This is a genomic window from Pseudomonas sp. P9_2 (assembly GCF_034008255.1).
Taxonomy (GTDB): domain Bacteria; phylum Pseudomonadota; class Gammaproteobacteria; order Pseudomonadales; family Pseudomonadaceae; genus Aquipseudomonas; species Aquipseudomonas synxantha_A.
Window position 1 is genome coordinate 578,270 of the sequence record NZ_CP125376.1, and the last position, 24,803, is coordinate 603,072.

Below are 24,803 nucleotides of genomic sequence, written 5' to 3' on the forward strand. Positions count from 1 at the left end.
CGTTCAAAAAACCCACTTTGTGCCACTTTCCGCCACTTGCGCACACTATAGGAATGCGCCTACCACACCGTCAAGGCGCGTATTCAAGGAAAAGCCTTACAGAACGGAGATTTAGGAAGGTAAAAGGAGGAGAAACGAGAGTTTGCCGATGTTTTTGACTCAACAACGGCAAATAGCTCATGGAGCTACGACTTAAAGTTAAAGTGATTTATTAAGAGTAAGATTTTTTTGGTATTACGAAGACGCATCTGCCAATGATTTGGCAGGGAGGGATTCTTGCGTTACTACCGGGTTTGCGCACGAGATTCGAACGCAAGGAAAAAAGGTGGAGAGTCGATCTGTAAGCCGGGTTCTGTCTTGAACAGTCATTCGTCTACGATGGCCATCACTGGACATCTTTAGCAACCTACCCGGTCCCAGCGCGGGCCACGCCTTGGGACCCTATTTGGTCTTGCTCCAAGTGGGGTTTACCTAGCCACGAACTGTTGCCAGTCGTGCGGTGCGCTCTTACCGCACCTTTTCACCCTTACCGGCACCGAAGCGCTTAGGCGGTTATTTTCTGTGGCACTTTCCGTAGGCTCACGCCTCCCAGGCATTACCTGGCACTTCGCCCTATGGAGCCCGGACTTTCCTCCCCCCCCTAATTTTCATAGAGGGCAGCGACTGTCCAATCGACTCTCCGCCGCGCAGGTTAACGGCACGAAGGTCTGAGGACAAGTATTAAAGTGCAGCAGTGCCATCATGTTCGGACGAAATACAGATTCGACCCCGGAACTATTCAGCCTTCTGTTTATCGAGCGCCACTTGATACAACACGTTTTTGCGCACCCCGGTAATTTCTGCGGCAAGGGCAGCGGCACGCTTGAGCGGCATTTCCTTGAGCAACAGATCGAGGATGCGCATGGCTTCGCTGCCCACGGCGTCTTCATTCTCCGGCGCACTCCAGCCCGCCACCAGCACCACACATTCGCCCCGCTGCTGATTGCTGTCGCCCTCGACAAACGCTCGCAACGCCTCCAGCGGCAGCCCCTTGAGGGTTTCGAAGGTCTTGGTCAACTCCCGGGCCAGCAATGCCAGGCGCTCGCCGCCGAACACCAGTTCCATATCCTGCAGGCATTCAAGGATGCGGTGCGGAGCTTCGTAGAAGATCAGGGTGCGCGGCTCTTCCTTCAGGGCCTGAAGGCGTGCGCGACGGCCGACTGCCTTGGCCGGCAGGAAACCTTCGAAAATAAACCGATCCGACGGCAAGCCTGCGGCAGATAATGCGGCAATCAGCGCGCACGCTCCCGGAACAGGCACTACATTGATACCAGCGGCGCGTGCCTGGCGGACCAAGTGGTATCCCGGATCGGAAATCAACGGCGTACCCGCATCGGAGATCAATGCCACGTCATCACCGGCCAGCAAGCGGGTGATGAAACGGCTGCCTTCTTCGCGCTCGTTGTGTTCATGGCACGCCGCCAGTGGCGTGCTGATTCCAAAATGCTGCATCAACCGTTGGGAGTGTCGCGTGTCTTCCGCCGCGATCAATTTAACCTCGCGCAACACCTTCAGCGCCCGGGCACTGATGTCGTCCAGGTTGCCAATCGGCGTCGCCACCACAAAAAGCGAGCCAGCAGTGGAATTCAATGGACCTGGAGCAGTCAAAACGCACACCTCGATGGTTGGCAAAAGCCACATTGTAGCGCGTAGACGCCGTGAAAATATGCCATCACGGTGGATGCCGTTTCAGCCAGCACTGGTTAATCGCAACATTTGCACGACCTAAATCCATGGTTTCACGCCACTAACATCGCGCCTGGGCCAGTGCTTGGGTACACTTCCACGCTAATTTGATCGGTATCAGGAACACTTACATGATCGCTTGCCTGCGGCTGCTCTCCGCCCTCTGCCTCGCTGCCTTGCTGGCCGCGTGTGCCAGCTCGCCCTCGTCCAGCCTTGGCGACCTGCCACGGACCCCGGATGCCAGTATCGAGCAACTGCTCGAACAGGCAACGAACGCCAACACGCCGGAAAAGGCCGCCATGCTGCGCCTGAGTGCGGCAGACCTGGCCTACCAGCAGAACAATGCCGGCCGCTCGTCGCAGATCCTTGCGCAGGTGCCCCTGGACGTCCTCAAACCCGCCGCGCAGATATTTGCCAGCACCCTGGCCGCCGAACTGGCGATGACTCGCAACCAGCCCAAGGCGGCATTGGCGGCGCTGAACCATCCCAGCCTGCAAAGCCTGAAGGAGCTGCCGGCAGACCAGCAGATCCGCACCGGTACCGTGCACGCCCGCGCTTACGAAGCCGACGGCCAGACCCTGGCCGCCGCTCGCGAGCGGGTTGCCATGGCGCCGCTGCTGACCGGCGATGCCGCTGCAAGCAACCACGAAGCCATCTGGGTGCTGATTGCCGCGCTGCCGGCCGAACAGTTGCAGGCCACCGGCAACCCGACACTCGATGGCTGGGTGACCTTGGCCCAGGCGGTCAAGGGCGCCGGCACCCTGGAGCAACAACAGGCCGCTATCGATACCTGGCGCGCGCAGAACCCGGGCCACCCGGCAGCGGTGCAACTGCCGACGCCATTGACCAGGCTCAAGGAGCTGGCCAGCCAGCCCCTGAACAAGATCGCCGTGCTGCTCCCGCAGGAAGGCCCATTGGCTTCGGTCGGCAAGGCATTGCGAGAAGGTTTCATGGCGGCTCACTACCAGGCCGAACAGGCCGGGCAGAAGGCGCCGGTCATCGAGTTCTACGACAGCTCGCGCATGACCTCCCTCGACGACTTCTACGCCAAGGCCCAGGCCGCCGGCGTGCAATTGGTGGTAGGCCCGCTGGAAAAACCGCTGGTCAAGCAACTCAGTGCACGCCCGCAATTGCCGATCACCACCCTGGCACTCAATTACAGCGAGACTGATCAAGGCCCGGCGCAACTGTTCCAGTTCGGCCTGGCCGCTGAAGACGAAGCCCGTGAAGTATCGCGCCGCGCCCGTGCCGATGGCCTGCATCGCGCCGCAGCCATGGTGCCGCGTGGCGAATGGGGCGAGCGTGTCTACAAAGCCTTCCGCCAGGATTGGGAAGCCAATGGCGGCACTGTGATGGGCGTCGAGTATGTCGATCAGCCAGTGGCACTGGCCCAGCAGATCGCCGACCTGTTCCAGTTGCGTAAAAGTGAAGGTCGCGCCAAGAGCCTGCAAAGCACGGTCGGCACCGACGTTGCCGCCCAGCCTTCGCGTCGCCAGGACATCGAGTTCATCTTCCTGGCGGTCACCCCGCAACTGGCCCAGCAGATCAAGCCGACCCTGAACTTCCAGTACGCCGGCGATGTGCCGGTCTACGCCACGTCCCATGTCTTCAGTGCCAGCGGCGACCGCAACCAGTACCTGGACATGACCAACGTGATGTTCTGCGAAACCCCTTGGCTGCTTGACACCACCGACCCGCTGCGCAACCAGGTCGCCGCGCAATGGCCGCAAGCCAATGGCAGCCTGGGCCGCCTGTACGCGATGGGCGTCGACGCCTACCGCCTGGCGCCGCGCCTGGGCCAACTCAAGGCATTGCCGGACACCCGTGTCGACGGTCTCTCGGGCAACCTGGGCATCAGCGCCAACCAGCGCGTTGACCGCCAGATGCCATGGGCGAAATTCGTCGGCGGCGCCATTCAGCGCCTGCCCGATACCCCACGCTGATGCCCGAGCGGTCCAGCGCACAAAGCGGCAAGGATGCCGAACTTCAAGCGCTGAAATATCTGCAACAACAGGGTCTGCGTCTTCTGGCGCAGAACTGGTTATGTAAACGCGGCGAGCTTGATCTGGTCATGCTTGACGGCGATACAGTAGTATTCGTCGAAGTCCGCTACAGAAAACACGCACAATGGGGTGGCGCGCTCGCCAGTATCGACGGGCGCAAGCGTCAGAAACTGATACTCGCCGCGCAGTTTTTTCTGCTAAAAGAGCATCGCTGGGCTGACAGCCCCTGCCGTTTCGATGTGGTCGCCATAGAAAGCACACCGTCGGGTCCTGCTGATCTGAACTGGCTCAAAGATGCCTTCGACAGCTGACGCACCCGGCACCTTCACCACACACTTTTGCTCTTTGCATTGCGGGCTGCACATTACCTGTGCCAAACAGCCGCGCTACTTAAGGTCACACAGATGGACATGCAATCCCGAATTCGCCAGCTTTTCCAGGCCAGCATCGACACCAAGCTACAGGCGATGGACGTACTTGCACCGCACATCGAGCAAGCCAGCCAGGTCATGGTCCACACCTTGCTCAACGGAGGCAAAATGCTTTCGTGCGGCAACGGTGGTTCGGCTGGCGATGCCCAGCATTTTTCTTCCGAACTGCTCAACCGCTTTGAGCGTGAACGCCCGAGCCTGCCGGCCATTGCCTTGACCACCGACTCATCGACGATCACCTCGATCGCCAACGACTACAGCTACAACGAAATATTCTCCAAGCAGATCCGCGCCCTCGGCCATTCGGGCGACGTGTTGCTGGCGATTTCCACCAGCGGCAACTCAGCGAATATTATTCAAGCGATCCAGGCCGCACATGATCGTGAAATGATTGTCGTAGCCTTAACCGGTCGCGATGGTGGCGGCATGGCTTCGCTGCTGCTGCCTGAGGACGTGGAGATTCGCGTCCCGGCCAATGTCACTGCACGTATTCAGGAAGTCCACCTGCTGGCGATCCACTGCCTGTGCGATCTGATCGACAGCCAACTGTTCGGGAGTGAAGAATGACCGTTAACCGCCTCAGCCTTTTGGCCATCACGCTGTGCCTTGCCATCAGCGGCTGCAGCTCGGCAATCACCGCTACACGGGACACCCCCATCCAGGACGACCGCGGCACACGTACTTTCGGCAGCACCATTGATGATTCGCTGATCGAAACCAAGGTCAAGGTCAATGTCGCCAAGGCCGCCACAGACCTGGGCAACGGCGCCTCGCGCATCGTGGTGACCAGCTTCAACGGCGTCGTCCTGCTGGCAGGGCAAACCCCACGTGCCGACCTCAAGGCCCAGGCTGAACAAGCCGCTGCGGGCGTGCAACGAGTCAAAAAGGTCCACAACGAATTGCAGGTCATGGACCCGATCACCCTGCTGGCCATCAGCAACGATGCGCTGCTGACCACCAAGATCAAGGCGCAGATGCTCACCGACAGCGCGGTGCCGGGCTCGCGCATCAAGATCGTTACCGATAACGGCATCGTCTACATGATGGGCCTGCTGACCCAGGCCGAAGCGACCCGCGCCGCCAACCTGGTGCAGGGCGTGTCGGGCGTACAGAAGATCGTGAAGGTGTTCGAATACATCGACTGATGTAGACACACAGCCACAAAAAAGGGCGCCGTGCTTTGACTGCACGGCGCCCTTTTTAGTGCCTAGCGTTTACTGGTATTGCTGGTACGGATTGCCTTGGAACTGGTTGTTCTGCTGTGGCGCCTGCTGCTGACCAGGCTGGCCGTATTGCTGGCCAGGGATCGGGCCGAGGTTGACCTCGACACGACGGTTCTGGGCGCGGCCATTCACGTCGGCGTTGCTGGCAATCGGGTTATCCGGGCCGGCACCGCGCGCGCTCAGGTTGGCACCATTGACGCCTTGGGACGTCAGGTAGTTGGCCACGCTCTGCGCACGGCGCTGGGACAGGTCCATGTTCAGTTGGCGGCTGCCGGTGCTGTCGGTGTAGCCGACGATCTGAATAGTGTTCTGGTTGAACTGCTTGAGGGAGTTGGCCAGGTTGTTCAGCGGCTGGTAGAAGCTGCTGGAGATCGCATCGGAGTTGGTGGCGAAGGTGATGTTGCCCGGCATGATCAGCTTGATCTGGTCACCCTGGCGCTGCACTTCCACACCGGTGTTGGCCATGCTTTCACGCAGTTTTTTCTCTTGCTGGTCGGCGTAGTAGCCATAGCCTGCAGCACCGGCACCCGCAACGACGGCGCCAATCAGCGCGCCCTTGCCACGGTTGTTATGATCGATGGCCGCACCGGCCAATGCACCGGCCAGCGCGCCGAGGCCGCCGTACTTGGCGGTCTTGCTCATACCGCTTTCAGAACCATTGCCGGCCTGTCCCTGGCTGCCGTCATAAGGATTAGGTGAGGCACAGCCAGACAACAGGGCTACGGCGGTAGCGACAACAAGCAGACGACGCGGAGTAAACATGAAGGGAGCTCCTACTTTTGCATTCTGTGATGCAGAGGACATTGGCAATGGACCTGTGCCGAGTTTGGAACGCGACAAGCGGCAAAAATTCCGTGGGCACGCAAAGCATAGCTGTCTTTGGCTCGAGCCTGTGCCTGCGTGTCTGTACCGACTTGTATCAGAGCCGACAACCCATCACGCACGCACGAAAGGGTTCTCTCGCATCTCATCGCCCAGCAACGTATCCGGCCCATGCCCTGTCACCACTGTCGCGCGCTCATCCAGCGTGTATAAGCGCTGCTTGATCGACCGCACGATCGTCGCCTGGTCGCCGCCCCACAAATCCGTGCGCCCAACGCCGCGCCGGAACAAGGTGTCACCGGCAATCAGCAGCTGGGCATCAGCAAACCAGAAGCTCATCGAACCCGGCGTATGCCCAGGGGTGTGCAAGGCAACACCGCATCCACAGGCCAATTCTTCATCATGTTCCAGCCAGCGATCCGGCGACGGCACTGGCACATAGGGCACGCGAAACATCTGGCATTGCATTTCCAGGTTGTCCCATAGAAATTGATCATCTTTGTGCAGGTGCAGCGTGGCTCCGGTTTTTTCTTTCAATTGGCCAGAGGCCAGGAAGTGATCCAGGTGAGCATGGGTGTGGATAATGCTCACCACCTTCAGACCCAACGCATCAAGACGCGCCAGGATCAATTCGTGATTGCCGCCGGGGTCGACTACGATGGCTTTTTTCGTGATCGGGTCGCCAATGATGGTGCAGTTGCACTGCAACGGGCCGACGGGGAAGGTTTCGCGAATCAGTGGTGGTTTTTCGGTAGTCATGAGTGTCCTGCAAGCTCTCTGGCGCGTTCCAAGTGCAGTATGGTGGAGGTGCCCCCACTCTGGAAGGGATCGATTCGGCGGTGTATCCGCTGCTAAGCTACACAAGCGCCATCCCCCGCTGCAGTCAGTCGCATTTGGAGCAACACCCATGGCGAATCAACAGATCATCTGCGAGCACTGCGACTGCGTGTACGAAAAGGTCACGCTCGCCAAACATCAAAAAGCCCTGTGTGTGCGGTGTTCGGGTGTGCTGCAGCGCTATAACGGCCTGTCGGTGCAACAACGCCTCGCGCTGACGGTGACCGCAGCAGTGCTGTGGACCTTTGCCAACTTTTATCCGGTGATGAGCATCAGCCTGCAGGGCTTGAAAAACAGTGCGACGCTGTGGGATTCGGTGGTGGCGCTGAGTCTGGGGCCGATCACGTTCATTGCGTTGGTGGCGGCGATCTCCATCATCATCGCGCCGGTGTTTCAGCTGGTCTTGCTGATCTGGGTTTTGAGTTTTGCCTTGGCCGGCCAGCGTTCGCCGGCGTTCAAACTGTGCATGCGCTGGCTGGAAGCGCTCAGGCCCTGGAGTATGCTGGAAGTCTGCCTGCTGGGCGCCATGGTTGCCGTGTTCAAACTGGCGGGTATGCTGGATGTAATCCCCGGTACCGGCCTGTTTGCCTTGGCCGCCCTCAGCCTGTTGCTGATCCGCATTGCCGGGCGCGATGTCCGCGACCTGTGGGACACCGTATGAATTCACCGCCCACCGCCCGCGAGCTCAACCTGTGCCTGTGCCATACCTGCGGCCAGGCCTGCGACATGCGCCTGGAGCCCACTGAATGCGAGCGCTGCGGCGCGCCCTTGCACCGGCGCAAAACGCAATCGCTGACACGCACCTGGGCCTACTTGCTCACCGCCCTCGCCTTTTACATACCGGCCAATTTGCTGCCGGTGATGAACACCACCATGCTCGGCTCCGGCGCAGACAGCACCATCATGAGCGGCGTGCTGGAGTTCTGGCAGCATGGCGCCTGGGACATCGCCCTGATCATTTTCATCGCCAGCATTGCCGTGCCGGGCATCAAGTTCTTGTCACTGGGGTTGCTGCTGATCACCGTGCAGCGCAACAGCCAGTGGGCGCGCAAGGAACGCTCAAAGCTGTTTCGGTTTATCGAGCTGATCGGCTATTGGTCGATGCTGGACGTCATCGTGGTCGCACTGGTGGCCGCGCTGGTTAAGTTTCAAGCCCTGGGCACGATCGAACCGCGCCTGGGCATTCTGTTTTTTGGCTTGGTGGTGGTATTTACCATGCTCGCGGCCATGAGTTTTGATCCCCGGCTAATCTGGGAAAACCCACATAACGAGGAGACCTCGGATGAGCGCATCCAAGGCTGACACCCCTGCGGGGCAACCCGCGATCAAGACGCGTCGCTTCAGTGTCTCACTGGTCTGGATCGTGCCGATTGTCGCAGTGCTGGTGGGGATCTCGCTGGTGATTCACAGCGTCATGCAACAAGGGCCGACCATCGTCCTCAACTTCAAGACCGGCAGCGGGCTGGTCGCCAACAAGACCGAGGTCAAATACCGCAATGTGGTGATCGGCCAGGTGACCGCCGTGGCCTTGAGCGGTGACCAGAAAAGTGTCAACGCCACCATCGAGCTGTCCAAACAGGCCGAAAGCTTCACCCGCGAAGACTCTAAATTCTGGGTGGTGCGCCCACGTATCGGCGCAGGCGGCGTATCCGGTATCGACACGCTGCTGTCCGGCGACTACATCGGCGCGGATATCGGCCAGTCCGAAACCCGCGCCAAACATTTCACCGGCCTGGAAAACCCGCCACCCATCACCTATGGCGAGCCTGGCAAGCGTTTCACCCTGCACACGCAGACGCTCGGCTCCCTGGACATCGGCTCACCGGTCTATTACCGCAAAATCCCGGTAGGCCAGGTGGTGGCTTATGAGTTGGACAGCGAAGGCAAGGGCGTGAATGTCGAAGTGTTCATACACGCACCCAATGATGGGTATGTCACCGAGAACACGCGGTTCTGGAATGCCAGCGGTGTCGATCTGAGCGTCGGCGCCAATGGCTTTGCACTGAAGACCGAATCGGTGTCGTCCATGCTGATGGGCGGGATCTCCTTCCAGGCCCCACCCTACAACCCCAACGACAAGCCGGCTGAGGAAAATCGCGGCTTTGAATTGTTCGAAGACCAGCAAAGCGCCCTCGCCCCGCCCAATGGCAAAGGGCAATACATGGTCCTGCGCTTTGATCAGGCCCTGCGTGGGCTGAAAGTCGACGCACCGGTGGAGTTCCTCGGCGTCGAGTTCGGCAAGGTGGTGTCGATCAATCTGGATTTCGATGCGAAGAAACGCAGCTTCCCGGTCAATGTCGGCATCGTGATCTACCCGCAACTGCTCGGCGCGGCCCACACCAAGCTGCTCAAGGCCATGCACAACAACCCTGACGATGAGGCGGCCGGCGTGCGCCTGATCGGCAGCTTCATTGAAAACGGCCTGCGCGCCCAGGCCCGCAGCGGTAACCTGCTGACCGGCCAGTTGTACATCGCCCTGGACTTCTACCCCAAGGCCGAGAAAGTGGCGTTCGATCCGAACCAGCGCCCCGTGGGTATTCCCACCATCCCGGGCAACCTGGAACAACTGCAGGAGAAGTTCGAAGGTATCGTCAACAAGCTCAGCCAACTGCCGGTCGAGCGGATTGCCGGCAACCTCGACGCCAGCCTGGTCGAACTGCGCAAGGGCCTGGCGCAATTCAACGCCAAGACACTGCCGGGTGTGCAGACGACACTGGCCGACGTGAGCAAGACCCTGCAATCGGCCAGCTCAACCCTGGCAGAAGACTCACCCCAGCGTGAACAACTGACCCAGACCCTGGATGAACTGGCACGCATGTCGCGCTCCTTGCGCGAGCTGTCCGATTACCTGGGCCGGCATCCGGAGTCGCTGATTCGCGGTCGTCCTGATAACGCCGCGCCGAACGACCTGCAAGGGCCACCCCGCAAATGACCATTGGAGCCGCCATGACGTCGCCGTTGAAGATCACCCTGCTGACCACGATGCTGTTGCTCGCGGCCTGTCGCAGTGACCCCATCGCCTTCCACACCCTGACCCCGGCACATGCGAGCAACAGCTCACGCGCAGATGCCGGTGGTGTACGGATTGAAAGCCTCAGCGTGCCGCCCCAGGTAGACCGCGCGCAGATAGTGGTGCGCCAGGGTGACAGTGGGTTGGCGATTCTTGAAACCCAGTGGTGGGCCGCCAGCCTCGCTGACGAACTCAGGAGCGCGTTGGTGGATCAATTGGCCAATAGCGATCCACGCCACGCTGTGGCCCTGCGCCTTGAAGTGCAGCGCTTTGACTCGGTCCCCGGGCAGTACGCGCTGCTCGACGTGCGCTGGCGCCTGCGCCAGATCAATGGCGACCGCCCACCCCTGACTTGTCGCAGCACCTTGCAGTCACCCGCAGGGCCAGGCATCGACGATCTGGTGGTGGCGCATCAGAACAACCTCAAGCGGTTCGCGGCACTGATCAATCAAACCATCGGCACGTCACTCAAAGGCTGCCCTGCCGCGCCATAAACTGCGCTGGGCTCAGACCAGCAAGCCCATGGCCTTGGCTCGCGCCACTGCCTGGGTTCGGCGCTCCACGCCGAGCTTGCTGTTGATATGGCTGGCGTGGGTCTTGACGGTGTGCAAGGAAATAAACAGCTGGTTGCTGATTTCCTGGTTTGAACAGCCTTGGGCAATCAGTTGCAGCACCGCCAGCTCTCGCGTACTCAGGGTTTCTTGATGAGCCGGGGCCTGGACCACGCTGACCTGGGGCAGCAGCGCCAGCAAGCTCTGGTTCAGCAGACCATGGGGATCTTTGCCCAACTGCTCACGCATCCAGTCCGGGTAGCCCTCCAGCAACCGCTGGAACGGCTGCAACGCGCCGCCCGAGCCGGCTTCAAGTGCACGGGCCAATACCTGTCCGGCCTTGGCCTCCTGGCCGCCCGCCAACAGAAGCTGCGCCTGCTGGGTCAGCGCCATCAAGGCAATCATCTGTCGCCCACTGTTCTGGGACTGTTGCGCCAATGCTTCCAAACATTGCAACGCGGTGTCGGGCTGATGGCGTATGGCATCGAGCGCGGCTTGTTGCAGTTCGATATGTTGTGGCAGGTGTGGGTGGAACTCCGGCGCGGCAGCGGCGTGCTCGCCGTTGTAGGTCTGCCCCAGCCTGGTCAGCCAGGCGTCCGCCAGCTCGGTACGGCCCTGGGCCAGCCATAGCTCGCATTTGATCAACGTAATCATCGCCAGGTAATAGATCGGCGGTACGTCCCAGATGTGCATCAAGCGCTCGGCCTCGGCCAGCTCGGCAAAGGCATTGGAAAACTGGCCGCGCCGCCCTTCAAAGTTGGCGATCACGCAATGCCCGATCAGCACGCTGATATCCCGGCAGGCACGGGCTTCGGCCAAGCCGGCGCGCAAACGCACAAGGCCGGCTTCGGGCTGGTAACGCGCCAACAACAGGTAACCTTCGTAGAGCGACAACCGCGCACGCACCGCATACAGGCGCTGGGGCGCCAGGCCGTGCAAGCGTTCCAGGCCCTGGCGCACTTCGTCCAGGGCGCGCAGGATTTCGCCGCGTGACTGCAACACCCGCGCCCGGTCGTAATGGGCCAAGGCTTCAAACAACGGATTACCGACGCGCTGCGCCAGCTCCAGGGATTCGCGGTTCAAACCGCGGGCGCGCCACAGGTCGGCATCGACAATCGCCAGGTTGGACAGGGTCGACAGGCACATCAGGCGCTGGCCGTAGCGCTTTTGCGGCAGGCTTTCCAATGCCTCGTTGCAATAGCGCAGGGTCAATTCGCGATCCCCGCGCCCACGGGCAATAATCCCGCTCAACGCCAGCCACTGGGCCAACATCGACCTTTGCGCGGTCGCCGAGGGTGCCGGCAGGAAGCGACTGAGGTAGCTGGAAAGCTCCTGGGCCGCGTCCAATTGGCACGCCAGCCCCAATGCCCAACTGTAGAGCACGATCAAGCGCGGCGTGCTGATCAGCAGGCTGTCGGGCAAGTCCATCTTCCAGCGCAGCAACATGCCAACATTCTGCTCTGCCAACAGTTGCTCTTCGGACAGGTTCTGGACCAGGTTCGCCGCCACGTCCAGATGGCCGGCCCGCAGCGCCTGCTCTACTGCCTCGTCGATCAAACCCTGGGTGTTGAACCAGCGGCAGGCGCGCAAGTGCAAGCTGGCCGGCGGCAATGTGGTGCTCTTCTCGCGGCGGGTACGCAGCAGGTCGGAAAACAAATGGTGATAACGGTACCAGTGGCCCTGCTCATCCAGCGGCACCAGGAAAACCTGATGGGCCTGCAAATAACTCAGGATTTCGGCGCTGTCATGGGCTTCGCGGACCGCGTCGCACAACTCGCTGCAAAAACGCTCCTGGGGAGCAGTGTCGTACAGGAACGCTTGCACGTCGGCAGGCAGGCAGTCGATGACTTCTTCAAGCAGGTAATCACGAATCAGCCCTTCGCCACCGTGCAGACTTTGGGGCAAGGCCCCCTCATTGCCACCGGCTTCGGACGCTGCCAACAACCAGAAGCGCAGGCCGGCGACCCAGCCCTCGCTGCGGCGGATCAGGTTTTCCAACGCTTCGCCGCCTAATGCGCTGCTGTGTCCATCCAGCACGGCAAGGGATTCGTCGTGGGTCAGGCGCAGGTCTTGTTCATGCAGCTCCAGCAGATGCCGCGACAAACGCAAGCGCGCCAGGTGCCAATCCGGACGCTGCCGGCTGGTGACCAGTACCAACAGACCGTCGGGCAAATGATTGAGGAAAAATTGCAGGCAACGATCCAGCACCGGGCCCTGGGCCAGGTGGTAGTCATCCAGCACCAGCAATAGCGGCGAGCGCGTGGACAGATGCTCCGCCAGCTCATCGAGCAGGCCATCCAGCCATTCTTCAAAGGCAAAGGGTTGATGACGCTGACGCATTTTCAGCAAACCCAGGGATTGGGCGCCCAACTGCGGAAAATAGTGCTGCAAGCCGTCGAGCAATCGCTCCAGGAAGCGGCCGGGGTCATTGTCCCGTGGGCTCAGGCCCAGCCACAGACTTTGCCAGTGGGCCGGCAGGCCCTGGCAGAACTCCACCGCCAACGAACTCTTGCCGAACCCCGCCGGTGCGCAGACCAGCAACAATCGCCCGTCCAGGCCGGCGTTCAACCGTTGGCACAGGCGCGGGCGCAGCACGTAGCCGTCAGGCAATGGGGGCCTGTAGAAGCGGCCTTCCAGGGTTGGCATCACCACACTGGCAGGCCCTTGGATTCGGGACAGATCAGTCATCGCCGGGCTCTTGTAGAAGGCTGTTGTCGGCATTGCAGATGTCCGCAGACTAGCGGTAAAAGCGGCGGGATTGTAGATCTTTGCAACAATTGGCTGAAAAAGAACTGCGACAAGAAATATCCCTACAAACAGCACACACAAAAAGTGGGAGGGGGCTTGCTCCCGATGGCGGTGGATCAGCCAATGTATCCATCGACTGTCAGACCGCTATCGGGGGCAAGCCCCCTCCCACAGGGGTGCACTAGTGTTGGTTAGCGAACACCGTCCTGACGCAGGGCCGCTGGGGTGAAGTCGCTGGTGGTGGCGGTGAAGCCGAAGTCATAAGCCTGTTTCTCTTCGTTCTTCATGCCCAGGGCCAGGTAGCGGCCGGACTGCAGGTCGTACAGGGTTTCCAGGGCGTACCACGGCACTTGCTTGTCGTAGTAGTTCTCGGCATGGGCTTCGGCAACGCGCCACAGTTGGCCACGGCCGTCGTAGTGGTCGATCACCGCCGCTTGCCAGGTGTCTTCGTCGATGAAGAAGTCACGCTTGGCGTAGATGTGGCGCTGGCCTTCCTTCAAGGTGGCGACCACGTGCCAGACGCGGCGCAGCTCGTAGCGCGCCAGGTCCTGGTTGATGTGGCCGGCCTTGATGATGTCGGCGTACTTGAGCTTCGGATCGTCGATCTTGTAGCTGTTGGAGGCGATGTAGATTTCTTTCTTGCCTTCCAGCTTCCAGTCGTAGCGATCCGGCGCACCGTTGTACATGTCGAGGTTGTCGGAGGTGCGCAGGCCATCGGCAGCAGTACCCGGCCCGTCATAGGACACTTGCGGGGCCCGGCGCACACGGCGCTGGCCGGCGTTGTAGACCCACGCCGAACGCGGTTCCTTGACCTGGTCCAGGGTTTCGTGCACCAGCAGTACACCACCGGCCAGACGCGCTGGCGCGGTGACTTGCTGCTTGAAGTAGAACAGGATGTTGCCCGGGTTTTTCGGATCGAAATCCTTCATCTTGTCGCGGAACACAAACTGATCGCGGAAGTACACCAGGCTGTAGGAACCGTTGGTTTGCGGCGTGGCCTGGGTGACCAGACGGGTTACGCTGCCGCCGCGATAACGGGTGATGTGGTTCCAGATGACTTCAACGCCGGTTTTGGGAATCGGGAACGGCACGGCGGTCTCGAAGTTTTCCAGACCGTTGCCGCCGGACACCAGGTTGGTAGTGGTGGCGTTTTTCTTGATGGCGGCGAACACGTCAGCCGGCACCGTGGCCCCGCGATGAGTCGGGTAGACCGGCATCTTGAAGCTGTCCGGGTAACGCTTGAACATCGCGTACTGCCCTGGAGCCAGCTTGTCTTTGTACTGTTCGACGTTCTGCGCGGTGATGGTGAATTGCGGTTGTTCGCTGGCATATGGGTTGGCCAGGAAGCCACGGGCATCCACGGCGCCGGCGTTGGTTGGCAGGGGTGACCATTTTGGGATGGTGCCGGCCGCGTTGCCCGCCATCTCGGCGCCCATCGGGGTCAGGGTCGTACCGAGCTTGGCAGCTTCATCCGCCGAGACTGCCGCCATGACGTTGCTCGCCAGGATCGACAGCCCAAGCACACCGACGTGCAACAGACTTTTAGTTATTTTCATACTCTGGTCTTCCTGAATACATGCCACTTGAAAAGAGTGTGCTTAGAAGTTGGCGCCGAAGCTCAAGGCGACAAAGTCGCGGTCATCCACGGTGCTGAACTTGCCACCAAAGAAGTTGGTGTACGCCAGGCTCGCGGTGTAGGTGTTCTGGTATTCGGCATCCAGGCCAAGGCTGACCGCCTTGCGACCCTCTTCAAAGTTGCCGCCAGGACCTGGCGAGTAACCTTTGACGTCATGGGACCAGGCCACGTTGGGCTTGAGGTTCACGCCAGCGAACACGTCCGGGTATTCCCAGATGGCACGGGCGCGGTAGCCCCAGGACGTTGCAGTGGTGTAGCCGTCGTTGTTGCAGTTGGTGTTCAGGCCGGCAGCGTTGGGCAGCCCGGCGCCGTTGGCGGTGGAGTTGTTCAGCGCGGCGCAGAAGCCACCCGGCAAGGTGCCTGGGCCGAACACCGGATCGCGACCATAGCGAGCCTGGGACTTGCTTTCCAGGCCACCCACATGGGTCACACCGATTTCACCGACCGTGGTCAGGCGACTGGCGCCCATCACCTGGTCGAAGAAGTGCGTAAAGGTGGTCTGGAACTGGGTGACTTCCTTGCGGTTGTAGCCATGCAGGTCCTGGCCCGGCGAGCCCTTGAGTACCGAAGCATTGCCAAAACCAGGGATCGGCGTGACACCGGCATACAGAATGTCGGTGGTGCTCAACTGCACCGGCGCATTCGGCCGATAGCTCAACTCGCCACTCCAGGCGGTGCCGGTAGGCAGCGTGGTGGAGAAGCTCAAGCCGTAGAGACGAATATCTTCCGGGTACTCGACGAAGTAGTTCGAACTGCCCGCCACGATCAGTGGACGCAGTGCCCCCAGCGGGCCCAGTGGACGGGTATAGGCCGCAGACGGCGCACCCTGTGCACTGAAGATCGGCGCACGGCTGTGGTAGTTCATGAAGTAGGCGCCGAACTCGGTGTCCAGCGGTTCGAAGTTGTAGTGCATGGCCACGCCGAACTGGCCGCTGTCCCGTGCATCACGGTCCGGCCCACGGCGCACCAGCACGCCTTCGCTGTTCACGTCCACGCCCAGGGCACCCAGGGTCGGCAGTGCCGCAGCGGGAATGGTCGAGCGCTTGTTCAACACCCGCAGGTTATTGCTGCAACCATCGGAGATCACGTCTGGCTGGGAGAAGAAAGTGCCGCAGTTATCAGTGACGGTCTGGTCCCATTCCAATTGGTAGAACGCTTCGGCCGACAGGTTGTCGGTGAGCGTCTGGGACACGTAGAACATGTTGACCGGAATCAGGCCCTCCTTGATCTCGGCACCCGGGCGACGAAACGCCGACACGTCGATAGGGTTGATGGAGTTGATGCCGCCGCCGATGAAGGTACTTTCGCCCCAGCTCACGACCTGCTTGCCAAAACGCACGGAACCCGGCGCATCGGCAATCGAGTAGTTGTGGTAGACGAACGCATCGAGAATCTGACCGCCAGAAGACTTGGCGCCTTCCTTGCGGTTGTTGTCGCTGATGTCCTTGAACTGACGGCTCTCGTCCTTGAGTTCAAAGTCGTACCAGTACTTGCCGCGCACAAACACGCCGGTGTCGCCGTACTTCAGTTCCAGGTCATGAATACCCTTGAAGATCTTCGAGAACGTCTCGCCGCGCTTGAAGTTCAAGTGACCGTCATCGGAAGTCTGGGACAGGCCCTTGCCGCCATTGTTGGCGCCGATCAGATCACGATTGGGCTTGGCCGTAGACCAACTCGCACCCACCGAAAGCGAGGAGTCAAAGCTCCCTTCGATTTCACCGATGTTGAAACTGACGCCGAATGCAGGCCCGGCGAGCGTAGAAGCGAGACTGACGGCCAGGGGCAGTCTTGCCCGGCGCCAGAACTGGTTTACTTGGGTCATCGACGCTACTCCATGTGCATATTTTATTGTTATGGCAGTGAGCCCTTTCTTCAGATGTAACGGCCGGGATACAACGATTCCAATGCCGAAACGCAACCAAGCCTCCCTGGCTCGATGCGCAACATCCGCGAAAAACTCTGAAAGGGACTATAGCCAGAGGGGGGTAGTGCTTGATCCCTCTAAAGTGTGATTTGCATCACCAACCTGTCTGCCACAACCCTTTCGCCACGCCGACGAAGGTCGACGCGGGAAGGATGGCTGAAATTCGGCAAATCACAAGTAGAGGCTTGAGATAGAGCAGCGCCGCGCCCGAAAGGGCGCGGCGAGGGGCGTCAAAGCGTAGACAGGAAGGTGCTGTTGTTGGCCTGCCATTCGATGATGTCGATACGGATACGTTTTTTGTCGAGCTTGCCTACGCTGGTCTTGGGAATTTCAGTAACAACGGCGATCTGGCTCGGAATCGCCCACTTGCTCAAATGCCCCAGTTCAACGTAAGGCTTGAGGTGCTCCTTGAGCTCCCGCGCCCCAATCACTTGGCCCTCATGCACCACCAGCAAGGCAAAGGGGCGCTCGCCCCATTGCGGATCGGCGATGCCCACCACCGCTACCTCGCGTACCGCCGGGTGGCGGCTGACCAGGTCTTCGAGGGCCAGGGACGAGATCCATTCCCCACCGGTCTTGATCACATCCTTGATGCGATCACGGATATCGATCACACCAAACGCGTCCAGGGTGGCAACGTCGCCGGTGTGCATCCAGCCGCCGGCCCACAGTTCGGCGCCCTTTTGCGGTTCGTTGTAATAACCCTCGGTCAGCCAGGGCGCGCGCAACACCAGTTCGCCCTGGGTTTCGCCGTCGGCGGGAAGAAAGTTGCCGTCGGTGTCCATGATTGCCGCCTCCACCAACGGCCCAGGCACACCGGCCTTGATGCGATAGGTGGTGCGTTCGTCTTCGCTGCCGGCCATCAGCTCTTCATTGAGGTGTGCGCACGACACCAGCGGCCCGGTCTCGGACATGCCATACGCGGCGGTCAATTGAATGCCGCGGGCCTTGGCGGCTTCGTACAGCGAGCGGTTGAGCGCGCTGCCACCAATGACGATTTTCCACCCACCAAAATCCACACCCTGGGCAGCCTTGGCGTTGAGCACCATTTGCAGGATGGTCGGCACGCAATGGGAGAACGTGACCTTCTCCTTGCGCCACAGCTGCACCAGGTATTCGGGGTCATAGCGCCCGGGGTAGACCTGCTTCAAGCCGAGCATGGTCGCCACATAGGGCAGGCCCCAGGCGTGTACGTGGAACATCGGTGTGATCGGCATATACACATCGTTGGTGCCCAACAGACGCACGCTGTCGACGCTGCCCATGATGGTCGCCACACCAATGGTGTGCAGCACCAACTGGCGATGGGTGAAATACACCCCTTTGGGGTTACCGGTGGTGCCGGTGGTGTAGAAGGTGGTGGCGACGGAGTTTTCGTCGAAGTCCTGGAAGTCGTACTGGGGGCTGGCGGCGGCCAGCAGGGTTTCGTACTCACCGACCAGATTGGGTAGTTCGGCGGTGTGGGTGTCACCATCGGTAATCAACAGGGTCTTGTCGACGGTGGTGAGCTGCCCGGCAATCGCCTGATAGAGCCCCACGAACTCACTGTTGACCAGCACGAAGCGGTCTTCGGCGTGGTTCATGGTGTAGAGAATCTGTTCCGGCGACAGGCGCACATTGATGGTGTGGATCACCGCGCCGATCATCGGAATGGCGAACATGCATTCCAGGTAACGGTGGCTGTCCCAATCCATCACCGCCACGGTATCACCAGCCTTGACCCCGGCTTCGGTCAGCACATTGGCCAGGCGCGCAACGCGCTCGATCAGCGTCGGGTAGGTGTAGCGCAGCTTGTCGCGGTAGATAATTTCCCGGGTCTTCTCGTAGCGAGTCCCGGACATCAACAGGCGCTTGATCAGCAGCGGGTATTGGTACGCACCTTCGGCGGGCGGGATAACACGGGTCTGCAACATACGAATCCCTTTAATGACTGCACGGTCTTGGCTTGAAGACCTGCACTGTAGAGGGCTTATGTTTCAACCAAATCAGCCAAAGGAATGATTTGCGGAACTCAGCAAATGCTAGCTTTGCGCCAGTATCTGCGGCTTATGGAAGACCACTGTGGGAGGGGGCTTGCTCCCGATTGCTGGGCATCAGCCACTGTATTTGCTGGCTGATCCACCGCTATCGGGAGTAAGCCCCCTCCCACATTTGGAAAAAGTTCACGAGAAACCGAGGTTACTTCATGCTGGTAAAGGCCAGCTTCACCCCGATGGCAATCAACACCGCACCCATGGTCCGATCAAACCAATGCCCCATCCGCGCAAACCCGGCCCGCACGCGTTGCTGGCTGAACAACATGGCCACCAGGCAAAACCACAAGGCCGTCGCCACCGCAAGGTACACGCCATAACCGGCTTGTACCGCCAGCGGCGTGTGAGGGTTGATCACAACAGTGAACAGCGACAGGAAGAACAGCGTGGCCTTGGGGTTCAAGCCATTGGTCACAAAGCCTGCGGTAAACGCGCCGCGTGGAGTGCGCTCGCCCGCTTCGCGGTGCAACTCGCCCTCGGCGGCGGGCTTGGCCGGCTGCGCACGCAGGGCCTTGAAGCCGATATACAGCAGGTACGCTGCTGCGGCCCATTTGAGCGCATTGAACAACACGATGGACTGGGACACGATCAAACCGATCCCCAGCAACGAGTAACCCACATGCACGAAAATCGCCGTGCCGACGCCCAGGGCCGTCCAGGTGCCGGCGCGGCGACCGTGGGTCACGCTCTCACGGACCACCACGGCGAAATCCGGGCCGGGGCTGGCCACCGCCAACAAGTGAATCAAGGCTACGGTCAAAAACTCGGCGACGTACATGCTCACTCCATTAAGTAACTGATTATTTCATCTGATAGGCTCGGAAGATTACGCCTTCGAACCTCGTCGCAAAAGGTACAGTTGATCATGAACAATCGCCGCGCCGTCTTCCTCGACCACCCTTCGCTGGACTTGGGCGACCTCGACCTCAGCGGTTTGCGCGACTGCTTCAGCCAGTTGCAGCTGTTTGAGCAGACTACGCCACAGAATGTGCTGGAACGCTTGCAGGGCGCTCAAGTCGCGATCAGCAACAAAATACCGCTCACCGCGCAAACCCTGGCGGCGTGCCCCGAGCTCAAGCTGATCCTGGTTTCAGCCACCGGCACCAACAATATCGACCTTGAAGCCGCCCGCGCCCACGGCATCACCGTGAGCAACTGCCAGGGTTACGGCACGCCGTCGGTGGCCCAGCACACGATCATGCTGCTGCTCAACCTCGCCACGCGCTTGAAGGACTACCAACAGGATGTGGCCGCCGGCAAATGGCAGCAGGCCAGGCAGTTCTGTCTGCTGGACCATCCAATTGTCGAGCTGGAAGGCAAAACCCTCGGCCTGCTCGGCCATGGCGAACTGGGCAGCGCGGTGGCGCGCCTGGCCGAAGCCTTCGGCATGCGCGTGGTACTCGGCGCGATTCCCGGGCGCCCTGCCCGCGCCGACCGCGTGCCACTGGATCAACTGCTGGCCCAGGTCGATGCGCTGACCTTGCATTGCCCGCTCAATGAACACACCCGCGACTTTATCGGCGCCCGTGAACTGGCGCTGCTCAAGCCCGGCGCGTTTATCGTCAACACCGCCCGTGGTGGCTTGATCAACGAACAGGCGTTGGCGGACGCGTTGCGCAGTGGTCATCTGGGCGGCGCGGCGACCGACGTGTTGAGTGTGGAGCCGCCGATCAATGGTAACCCGCTGCTGGCCGGCGATATTCCTCGGTTGATTGTCACGCCCCACAATGCCTGGGGCAGTCGCGAAGCGCGGCAACGCATCGTCGGCCAATTGACGGAAAACGCCCGAGGCTTTTTCAGCGGTGCCCCGCTGCGCGTCGTCAGTTGATAAACTGCGCCCCTTTTCAAGGAGCAGACCATGGATCCGCGCAGTGAAGTACTGCTTCGTCAGGCCGAACTTTTTCAAGGCAACCTGCTGCTGGCAGGTTTGCCTGCCGACGATTTGCTCGGGCGCTTGCCCAACGCCCATGGCTGGTGCTGGCACGCCGGCGACCAGGCCGCGCTTGATGCACGGTTTCCCGAGCGCAGCCAGTTCGGGGTGAATGTGCCCGAGCGTGCCTTCGATGCCGCGGTGATCTTCCTGCCCAAGTCCAAGGACCTCACCGACTACCTGCTCAACGCCGTGGCCGCTCGCCTGCCTGGCGCCGAGCTGTTTTTGGTGGGTGAGAAAAAAGGTGGTATCGAAAGCGCTGCCAAGCAGATGACCCCCTTCGGCAAGCCGCGCAAGCTGGATAACGCGCGGCATTGCCAGCTATGGCAAGTCACCGTCGCCAACGCCCCGCAAGCGGTCGAACTGGAGAGCCTGGCACAGGTCTTCGATGTACCACTGGCCGAAGGCCCGCTGAAGGTGGTGAGCTTGCCGGGAGTGTTCAGCCATGGCCGCCTGGACCGCGGCACCGAGTTGCTGCTGGAGCACCTGGACAAGCTGCCCAGCGGGCATCTGCTCGATTTCGGTTGCGGCGCCGGGGTACTGGGGGCTGCGGTCAAGCGTCGCTACCCGCATAACACCGTGACAATGCTGGATGTGGATGCCTTCGCAGCTGCCAGCAGTCGGCTGACGTTGGCGGCGAACGGCCTGGAAGCCGAGGTACTGACCGGGGATGGAATCGATGCCGCGCCAATGGGGCTAAACGCGATTTTGAGCAACCCGCCGTTCCATGTCGGGGTGCATACCGATTACTTCGCCACTGAAAACCTGCTGCGAAAAGCAGCCAAACATCTGGCAAAAGGTGGCGAACTGCGTTTGGTTGCCAACAGCTTCCTGAAGTATCAGCCGCTGATCGAAGAGCATCTGGGTATCTGCGCAATCAAGGCTGAAGGCAATGGTTTTCGCATCTACCGCGCCAAGCGCCCCTGACGGCCGTTTGAAAAAGAAGGCTTGCCGAATGGGTTTTGCCTAGGCAGAATCCGCAGCGTCCTAGGGGAGTAGTCTCCCACGAGCCACACGCTCGTCCGGCATACGTCAACATACTTGGTCAGCAGATCATGGCGTATGCGACCCAGGAGTCCGCACAGACGGACCGGGGTTTGACAAGACCTATGACACGCACACCTTACCCGGGGCGGGAAGGCTGTACGTGTCATAGCCGTGTCGACCCGCCCCTGGAAACTACCTGATGCTGGATTCACTACTCGTTCCTACCGCAATCGTTGCCTTGGCCGAAATCGGCGACAAGACGCAGCTACTCGCGCTCATTCTTGCTGCCCGCTTTCGCAAACCCTGGCCGATCATTGCCGGCATTGTCGCCGCAACCCTGGCCAACCATGCGGCCGCCGGTGCCGTGGGCGCCTGGTTCGGGAGTTTCTTCTCGGATGCGGTGCTGCACTGGATCCTCGCGGCAAGCTTCTGTGCCACGGCACTCTGGACACTGGTGCCGGACAAACTCGATGATGACGAAGCCAGTACCACACGCAAGTTCGGGCCATTTCTGACCACGCTGATTGCGTTCTTCCTTGCGGAAATCGGTGACAAGACCCAGATCGCCACGGTGATGCTGGCAGCGCAGTATCCGGAGTTGTGGCTGGTGATTATCGGCACCACGCTGGGTATGTTGATTGCCAACGTACCGGTGGTTCTGGCGGGGAATTTCGCGGCGGAGAAACTGCCGCTGACCTTGATTCGTCGATTGGCGGCCACAGCGTTCTTTGTACTGGCGATTGTGGCGGTGTACAAAGCCATGCAAAGCAGTGGCTGGATCTAAACCGAACACCAGGGATGGTTGGCCCTGATGCCTGTAGGAGCGAGCTTGCTCGCTCCTACACGGCGTCCATCAGGATTTTTTGGCCTGTTGGTACAGCGGCATTACCTTTGGAATTGCCGCCTGCAGCGACGCGATGCGGCTGTCGGAAGCCGGGTGAGTACTCATGAATTCCGGCGGCGCGCCTTCGGAAGCCTTGGCCATTTTGTTCCACAAGGTAATCGCGGCGTTCGGGTTGTAGCCGGCACGCGCCGAAAGCTCCAGGCCGATCAGGTCGGCTTCGTTTTCGTTGCTGCGGCTGTTGGGCAAGGTCATGCCATAGTTGGCCACGGTATCGGCCAGTGCCAGGCTGTCCTGGCCGAGACCGAATATTGCACCAGCGCCCTGCTTGGCCATTTCAATACCGTACGCCTTGGACATCGCTTCACGACCGTGCTCACGCAGGGCGTGGGCGATTTCATGGCCCATCACCGCAGCCAACTCGTCATCGGTGAGCTTGAGGTTGTCGATCAGCGCGCTGTACACCAGGATCTTGCCGCCAGGCCCGCAGTTGGCATTCATCTCGTCGCTTTTGATCAGGTTCACTTCCCAGTTCCACTGGGCGGCATCTGCGCGAAAGGTCGGCGCCTGGGCGATCAGGCGCTTGGCGATGGCCTGCACACGCTTGGCGTTGGCGCTGGTCTTGTCCAGAACGCCTTTGCCACTGGCTTCACCCAGGGTCTGCTGGTAAGACTGGGCGTACATCTGGTCGACTTCCTGGCTCGACAACATGCTGAACATGTATTGCTTGCGCTCAACCCCAACAGCACCGCCGCTGGTCGTGTTGACCGACTGGCAACCCGCCAGCAACATCGCTGCAACCAAACCGCTTACCGCCAATGACTTCTTCATGAACACGCTCCCTGAAAACATGGCGCGTATCGTAGGCGGTCGTTTGTATTGGCGCCAGATACATCAGACATTTAACCGCTGAATTTCGGATACATCCCACAGTGCAGGCTCAAGCCGGGGTCAGGCACTCCGGCCCATTGAGCTTGGGATCATTGACCATATTGGCCAGCACGCGCTCACGTAAAGCGCTGGGCTCACCGGCCAGCAGCCCCTGCAGCACATGCAACGGCGTCTCGGGGTCGAGCCAGGCGGCTTGCCCCGCCGCATCAAGAATCAACGGCCGACGTTGGCTTTGCGCTGCCTGGGTGACCACGGCGGTGCTCAGCCACACCTGCTCCTGCACGGGATACGCTTCCCAGATCGCAGCAAAAAACAGGGTGGAGCCCTCCCCCGGCGTCAACCAATACGGGCGCTTGCGCTGGGTACCGCGCCATTCGTAGAAACCGTTGGCTGGCAACAGGCAGCGGCGCTGGCGGAATGCCTCGCGGAACATCGGTTGCTCGGCGAGCGTTTCGGCGCGGGCATGGGCCGGAGTACGGGAAAGATCCGTCAGCCAGGGCGGCGTCAGCCCCCAACGGGCACGCGCCAGGGTGAGCTGGCCTTCGCTCAGGCGCTGGATCAGCACCGAATCATTGGGGGAAATGTTCCACTGGGCCTGCTGGTCGGCGGGGAAGCCGGGCAAGGCAGCAAAGGCAGGGTTCCAGCGAAACAGGGCATAACGTCCACACATGGGGCAACACGACTCTTGGGGTAAACCGACCGACAGCCTAACAGACCAATACGTCGGGGAAGTTGTCGGGTTCGTCGCCGGGCAAGGGTTGCGCGCCGATATAGGCCGTGATCAGCTCGCGGGCGTACGCCGCCTGATCATTATCGACCTCCAACCCCAGCAAGCCGAAGATCGGCAACTCGCCGGTACCACCGAGCAAGTGGCGGCCCATCAAGTGCGCTTCGATGCCCTCACTGGCCAGCATCTGTTGCAACAGCTCGCCTTCCATCAGGTTTTCCGGCTCATAGATTCGCTGCATGGGCGTACCTGTTATTCGTTTTCGCTACGCATCATTCATTTTCGCTGCGGGTTTCGAGCATCCACTCGTCACCATGCACTTGCAGGTCGAACGTGATCGGCCGGCAACACACCTGGCAGTCTTCTATATAGGTCTGGTCCCCGCCAGACAAATCCACTGTTGTCTCGACCACTTCGCCACAATAAGGACAATCGTACATCGCAGTTTCCAGCATCGCAGTCTCCAAGGTGACTTGTGCGTATA

23 protein-coding genes, 1 other RNA gene and 1 riboswitch are annotated in these 24,803 nt (G+C 60.5%); of the genes, 11 read left to right on the forward strand and 13 right to left on the reverse strand.

The genetic code is table 11. The annotated features are described in order from the left end of the window. Window positions 1–325: 325 nt before the first annotated feature. Window positions 326–679: RNase P RNA component class A (gene rnpB, locus QMK52_RS02435), an RNA gene on the reverse strand. Between the two features lie 95 nt (window positions 680–774). Next, complete coding sequence (gene rsmI, locus QMK52_RS02440) at window positions 775–1,680, reverse strand: 16S rRNA (cytidine(1402)-2'-O)-methyltransferase (RefSeq protein ID WP_164699512.1); 906 nt, start codon at window positions 1,678–1,680, stop codon at window positions 775–777. A 176-nt stretch (window positions 1,681–1,856) separates the two neighbouring features. Between rsmI and QMK52_RS02445 the strand changes: the two genes are divergently transcribed. From QMK52_RS02445 to QMK52_RS02460, 4 genes are all read left to right on the forward strand, one after another. After that, window positions 1,857–3,668 (forward strand): penicillin-binding protein activator, encoded by a 1,812-nt coding sequence (locus QMK52_RS02445; protein ID WP_005784928.1) that lies wholly within the window; start codon window positions 1,857–1,859, stop codon window positions 3,666–3,668. Continuing rightward, a complete protein-coding gene (locus QMK52_RS02450; RefSeq protein ID WP_005784926.1) occupies window positions 3,668–4,039 on the forward strand; it encodes a YraN family protein in 372 nt (123 codons plus the stop codon). Before QMK52_RS02445 ends, QMK52_RS02450 begins: the two co-directional genes overlap by 1 nt. Window positions 4,040–4,132: 93 nt before the next feature. After that, window positions 4,133–4,726: a phosphoheptose isomerase gene (locus QMK52_RS02455; RefSeq protein WP_320403789.1), complete on the forward strand. Its 594-nt coding sequence runs from the start codon at window positions 4,133–4,135 to the stop codon at window positions 4,724–4,726. Beyond that, window positions 4,723–5,304: a BON domain-containing protein gene (locus QMK52_RS02460; RefSeq protein ID WP_005784922.1), complete on the forward strand. Its 582-nt coding sequence runs from the start codon at window positions 4,723–4,725 to the stop codon at window positions 5,302–5,304. The genes QMK52_RS02455 and QMK52_RS02460 overlap by 4 nt, the downstream gene beginning before the upstream one ends. A 69-nt stretch (window positions 5,305–5,373) precedes the next feature. On the opposite strand, the gene QMK52_RS02465 is transcribed toward QMK52_RS02460, so the two are convergent. Together QMK52_RS02465 and QMK52_RS02470 are read right to left on the reverse strand one after the other, a co-directional pair. Further along, the gene (locus tag QMK52_RS02465; RefSeq protein WP_005784920.1) at window positions 5,374–6,144 is read right to left on the reverse strand and encodes an OmpA family protein; all 771 of its coding nucleotides are present in this window, start codon (window positions 6,142–6,144) and stop codon (window positions 5,374–5,376) included. Between the two features lie 174 nt (window positions 6,145–6,318). Next, the gene (locus QMK52_RS02470; RefSeq protein ID WP_005784918.1) at window positions 6,319–6,963 is read right to left on the reverse strand and encodes an MBL fold metallo-hydrolase; all 645 of its coding nucleotides are present in this window, start codon (window positions 6,961–6,963) and stop codon (window positions 6,319–6,321) included. A 148-nt stretch (window positions 6,964–7,111) separates the two neighbouring features. Between QMK52_RS02470 and QMK52_RS02475 the strand changes: the two genes are divergently transcribed. From QMK52_RS02475 to QMK52_RS02490, 4 genes are read left to right on the forward strand one after another with little or no spacing between them, the layout of a single operon-like run. Beyond that, complete coding sequence (locus QMK52_RS02475; RefSeq protein WP_005784917.1) at window positions 7,112–7,702, forward strand: paraquat-inducible protein A; 591 nt, start codon at window positions 7,112–7,114, stop codon at window positions 7,700–7,702. Continuing rightward, the gene (locus QMK52_RS02480) at window positions 7,699–8,343 is read left to right on the forward strand and encodes a paraquat-inducible protein A (RefSeq protein ID WP_005784915.1); all 645 of its coding nucleotides are present in this window, start codon (window positions 7,699–7,701) and stop codon (window positions 8,341–8,343) included. Before QMK52_RS02475 ends, QMK52_RS02480 begins: the two co-directional genes overlap by 4 nt. Beyond that, on the forward strand, window positions 8,324–9,973 hold the full coding sequence (locus QMK52_RS02485) for an intermembrane transport protein PqiB (RefSeq protein ID WP_005784913.1): 1,650 nt from the start codon (window positions 8,324–8,326) through the stop codon (window positions 9,971–9,973). Before QMK52_RS02480 ends, QMK52_RS02485 begins: the two co-directional genes overlap by 20 nt. A gap of 14 nt (window positions 9,974–9,987) precedes the next feature. Then, window positions 9,988–10,545, forward strand: a complete 558-nt coding sequence (locus QMK52_RS02490) for a membrane integrity-associated transporter subunit PqiC (protein ID WP_032803258.1) — start codon at window positions 9,988–9,990, stop codon at window positions 10,543–10,545. 12 nt (window positions 10,546–10,557) lie between these two features. Here the strand turns inward: QMK52_RS02490 and QMK52_RS02495 are convergent, their stop codons facing one another. The 5 genes from QMK52_RS02495 to QMK52_RS02515 all read right to left on the reverse strand — a co-directional run bounded on the left by QMK52_RS02495 (window position 10,558) and on the right by QMK52_RS02515 (window position 19,721). Beyond that, entirely contained in the window at window positions 10,558–13,290 is a 2,733-nt protein-coding gene (locus tag QMK52_RS02495; RefSeq protein WP_320403790.1) for a LuxR C-terminal-related transcriptional regulator, read from the reverse strand. A gap of 251 nt (window positions 13,291–13,541) precedes the next feature. After that, complete coding sequence (locus QMK52_RS02500) at window positions 13,542–14,906, reverse strand: DUF1329 domain-containing protein (RefSeq protein ID WP_005784906.1); 1,365 nt, start codon at window positions 14,904–14,906, stop codon at window positions 13,542–13,544. A gap of 42 nt (window positions 14,907–14,948) precedes the next feature. Continuing rightward, window positions 14,949–16,808, reverse strand: coding sequence for a DUF1302 domain-containing protein (locus QMK52_RS02505; RefSeq protein WP_320403791.1), 1,860 nt, complete (start codon window positions 16,806–16,808; stop codon window positions 14,949–14,951). 332 nt (window positions 16,809–17,140) lie between these two features. Then, window positions 17,141–18,823, reverse strand: a complete 1,683-nt coding sequence (locus tag QMK52_RS02510) for a fatty acid--CoA ligase (protein ID WP_005784903.1) — start codon at window positions 18,821–18,823, stop codon at window positions 17,141–17,143. A gap of 265 nt (window positions 18,824–19,088) precedes the next feature. Then, window positions 19,089–19,721 carry a LysE family translocator gene (locus QMK52_RS02515; RefSeq protein ID WP_005784901.1) on the reverse strand — a complete coding sequence of 211 codons (633 nt, stop codon included), beginning with the start codon at window positions 19,719–19,721 and terminating at the stop codon, window positions 19,089–19,091. A gap of 87 nt (window positions 19,722–19,808) precedes the next feature. Between QMK52_RS02515 and QMK52_RS02520 the strand changes: the two genes are divergently transcribed. The 3 genes from QMK52_RS02520 (at window position 19,809) to QMK52_RS02530 (ending at window position 22,644) form a co-directional block, all read left to right on the forward strand. Continuing rightward, entirely contained in the window at window positions 19,809–20,771 is a 963-nt protein-coding gene (locus QMK52_RS02520) for a 2-hydroxyacid dehydrogenase (protein WP_005784899.1), read from the forward strand. 30 nt (window positions 20,772–20,801) lie between these two features. After that, window positions 20,802–21,800: a class I SAM-dependent methyltransferase gene (locus QMK52_RS02525; RefSeq protein ID WP_005784897.1), complete on the forward strand. Its 999-nt coding sequence runs from the start codon at window positions 20,802–20,804 to the stop codon at window positions 21,798–21,800. A 51-nt stretch (window positions 21,801–21,851) separates the two neighbouring features. After that, window positions 21,852–21,971, forward strand: a riboswitch (yybP-ykoY riboswitch). Window positions 21,972–22,059: 88 nt separating this feature from the next. After that, window positions 22,060–22,644 (forward strand): TMEM165/GDT1 family protein, encoded by a 585-nt coding sequence (locus tag QMK52_RS02530; RefSeq protein WP_005784895.1) that lies wholly within the window; start codon window positions 22,060–22,062, stop codon window positions 22,642–22,644. Between the two features lie 69 nt (window positions 22,645–22,713). Here QMK52_RS02530 and QMK52_RS02535 read toward each other — a convergent pair whose 3' ends face one another. From QMK52_RS02535 to QMK52_RS02550, 4 genes are all read right to left on the reverse strand, one after another. Then, window positions 22,714–23,532, reverse strand: coding sequence for a M48 family metallopeptidase (locus QMK52_RS02535; protein ID WP_005784894.1), 819 nt, complete (start codon window positions 23,530–23,532; stop codon window positions 22,714–22,716). Window positions 23,533–23,641: 109 nt separating this feature from the next. Continuing rightward, window positions 23,642–24,262 carry an SOS response-associated peptidase gene (locus tag QMK52_RS02540; protein ID WP_005784892.1) on the reverse strand — a complete coding sequence of 207 codons (621 nt, stop codon included), beginning with the start codon at window positions 24,260–24,262 and terminating at the stop codon, window positions 23,642–23,644. A gap of 37 nt (window positions 24,263–24,299) precedes the next feature. Further along, a complete protein-coding gene (locus QMK52_RS02545) occupies window positions 24,300–24,560 on the reverse strand; it encodes a putative signal transducing protein (protein WP_005784889.1) in 261 nt (86 codons plus the stop codon). A 31-nt stretch (window positions 24,561–24,591) separates the two neighbouring features. Beyond that, a complete protein-coding gene (locus tag QMK52_RS02550; RefSeq protein ID WP_005784887.1) occupies window positions 24,592–24,774 on the reverse strand; it encodes a CPXCG motif-containing cysteine-rich protein in 183 nt (60 codons plus the stop codon). Between the last annotated feature and the right edge of the window lie 29 nt (window positions 24,775–24,803).

Excerpts from the sequence above, each read along its gene's own strand:
- QMK52_RS02470 (WP_005784918.1), bottom strand. The coding sequence starts at position 6,963 with ATGACTACCGAAAAACCACCACTGATTCGCGAAACCTTCCCCGTCGGC.
- QMK52_RS02525 (WP_005784897.1), top strand. The coding sequence starts at position 20,802 with ATGGATCCGCGCAGTGAAGTACTGCTTCGTCAGGCCGAACTTTTTCAA.
- rsmI (WP_164699512.1), bottom strand. The coding sequence starts at position 1,680 with ATGTGGCTTTTGCCAACCATCGAGGTGTGCGTTTTGACTGCTCCAGGT.
- QMK52_RS02445 (WP_005784928.1), top strand. The coding sequence starts at position 1,857 with ATGATCGCTTGCCTGCGGCTGCTCTCCGCCCTCTGCCTCGCTGCCTTG.
- QMK52_RS02540 (WP_005784892.1), bottom strand. The coding sequence starts at position 24,262 with ATGTGTGGACGTTATGCCCTGTTTCGCTGGAACCCTGCCTTTGCTGCC.
- QMK52_RS02465 (WP_005784920.1), bottom strand. The coding sequence starts at position 6,144 with ATGTTTACTCCGCGTCGTCTGCTTGTTGTCGCTACCGCCGTAGCCCTG.
- QMK52_RS02480 (WP_005784915.1), top strand. The coding sequence starts at position 7,699 with ATGAATTCACCGCCCACCGCCCGCGAGCTCAACCTGTGCCTGTGCCAT.
- QMK52_RS02475 (WP_005784917.1), top strand. The coding sequence starts at position 7,112 with ATGGCGAATCAACAGATCATCTGCGAGCACTGCGACTGCGTGTACGAA.
- QMK52_RS02520 (WP_005784899.1), top strand. The coding sequence starts at position 19,809 with ATGAACAATCGCCGCGCCGTCTTCCTCGACCACCCTTCGCTGGACTTG.
- QMK52_RS02505 (WP_320403791.1), bottom strand. The coding sequence starts at position 16,808 with ATGACCCAAGTAAACCAGTTCTGGCGCCGGGCAAGACTGCCCCTGGCC.
- QMK52_RS02550 (WP_005784887.1), bottom strand. The coding sequence starts at position 24,774 with ATGCTGGAAACTGCGATGTACGATTGTCCTTATTGTGGCGAAGTGGTC.
- QMK52_RS02535 (WP_005784894.1), bottom strand. The coding sequence starts at position 23,532 with ATGAAGAAGTCATTGGCGGTAAGCGGTTTGGTTGCAGCGATGTTGCTG.
- QMK52_RS02450 (WP_005784926.1), top strand. The coding sequence starts at position 3,668 with ATGCCCGAGCGGTCCAGCGCACAAAGCGGCAAGGATGCCGAACTTCAA.
- QMK52_RS02495 (WP_320403790.1), bottom strand. The coding sequence starts at position 13,290 with ATGACTGATCTGTCCCGAATCCAAGGGCCTGCCAGTGTGGTGATGCCA.
- QMK52_RS02460 (WP_005784922.1), top strand. The coding sequence starts at position 4,723 with ATGACCGTTAACCGCCTCAGCCTTTTGGCCATCACGCTGTGCCTTGCC.
- QMK52_RS02490 (WP_032803258.1), top strand. The coding sequence starts at position 9,988 with ATGACGTCGCCGTTGAAGATCACCCTGCTGACCACGATGCTGTTGCTC.
- QMK52_RS02530 (WP_005784895.1), top strand. The coding sequence starts at position 22,060 with ATGCTGGATTCACTACTCGTTCCTACCGCAATCGTTGCCTTGGCCGAA.
- QMK52_RS02545 (WP_005784889.1), bottom strand. The coding sequence starts at position 24,560 with ATGCAGCGAATCTATGAGCCGGAAAACCTGATGGAAGGCGAGCTGTTG.
- QMK52_RS02500 (WP_005784906.1), bottom strand. The coding sequence starts at position 14,906 with ATGAAAATAACTAAAAGTCTGTTGCACGTCGGTGTGCTTGGGCTGTCG.
- QMK52_RS02510 (WP_005784903.1), bottom strand. The coding sequence starts at position 18,823 with ATGTTGCAGACCCGTGTTATCCCGCCCGCCGAAGGTGCGTACCAATAC.
- QMK52_RS02485 (WP_005784913.1), top strand. The coding sequence starts at position 8,324 with ATGAGCGCATCCAAGGCTGACACCCCTGCGGGGCAACCCGCGATCAAG.
- QMK52_RS02455 (WP_320403789.1), top strand. The coding sequence starts at position 4,133 with ATGGACATGCAATCCCGAATTCGCCAGCTTTTCCAGGCCAGCATCGAC.
- QMK52_RS02515 (WP_005784901.1), bottom strand. The coding sequence starts at position 19,721 with ATGTACGTCGCCGAGTTTTTGACCGTAGCCTTGATTCACTTGTTGGCG.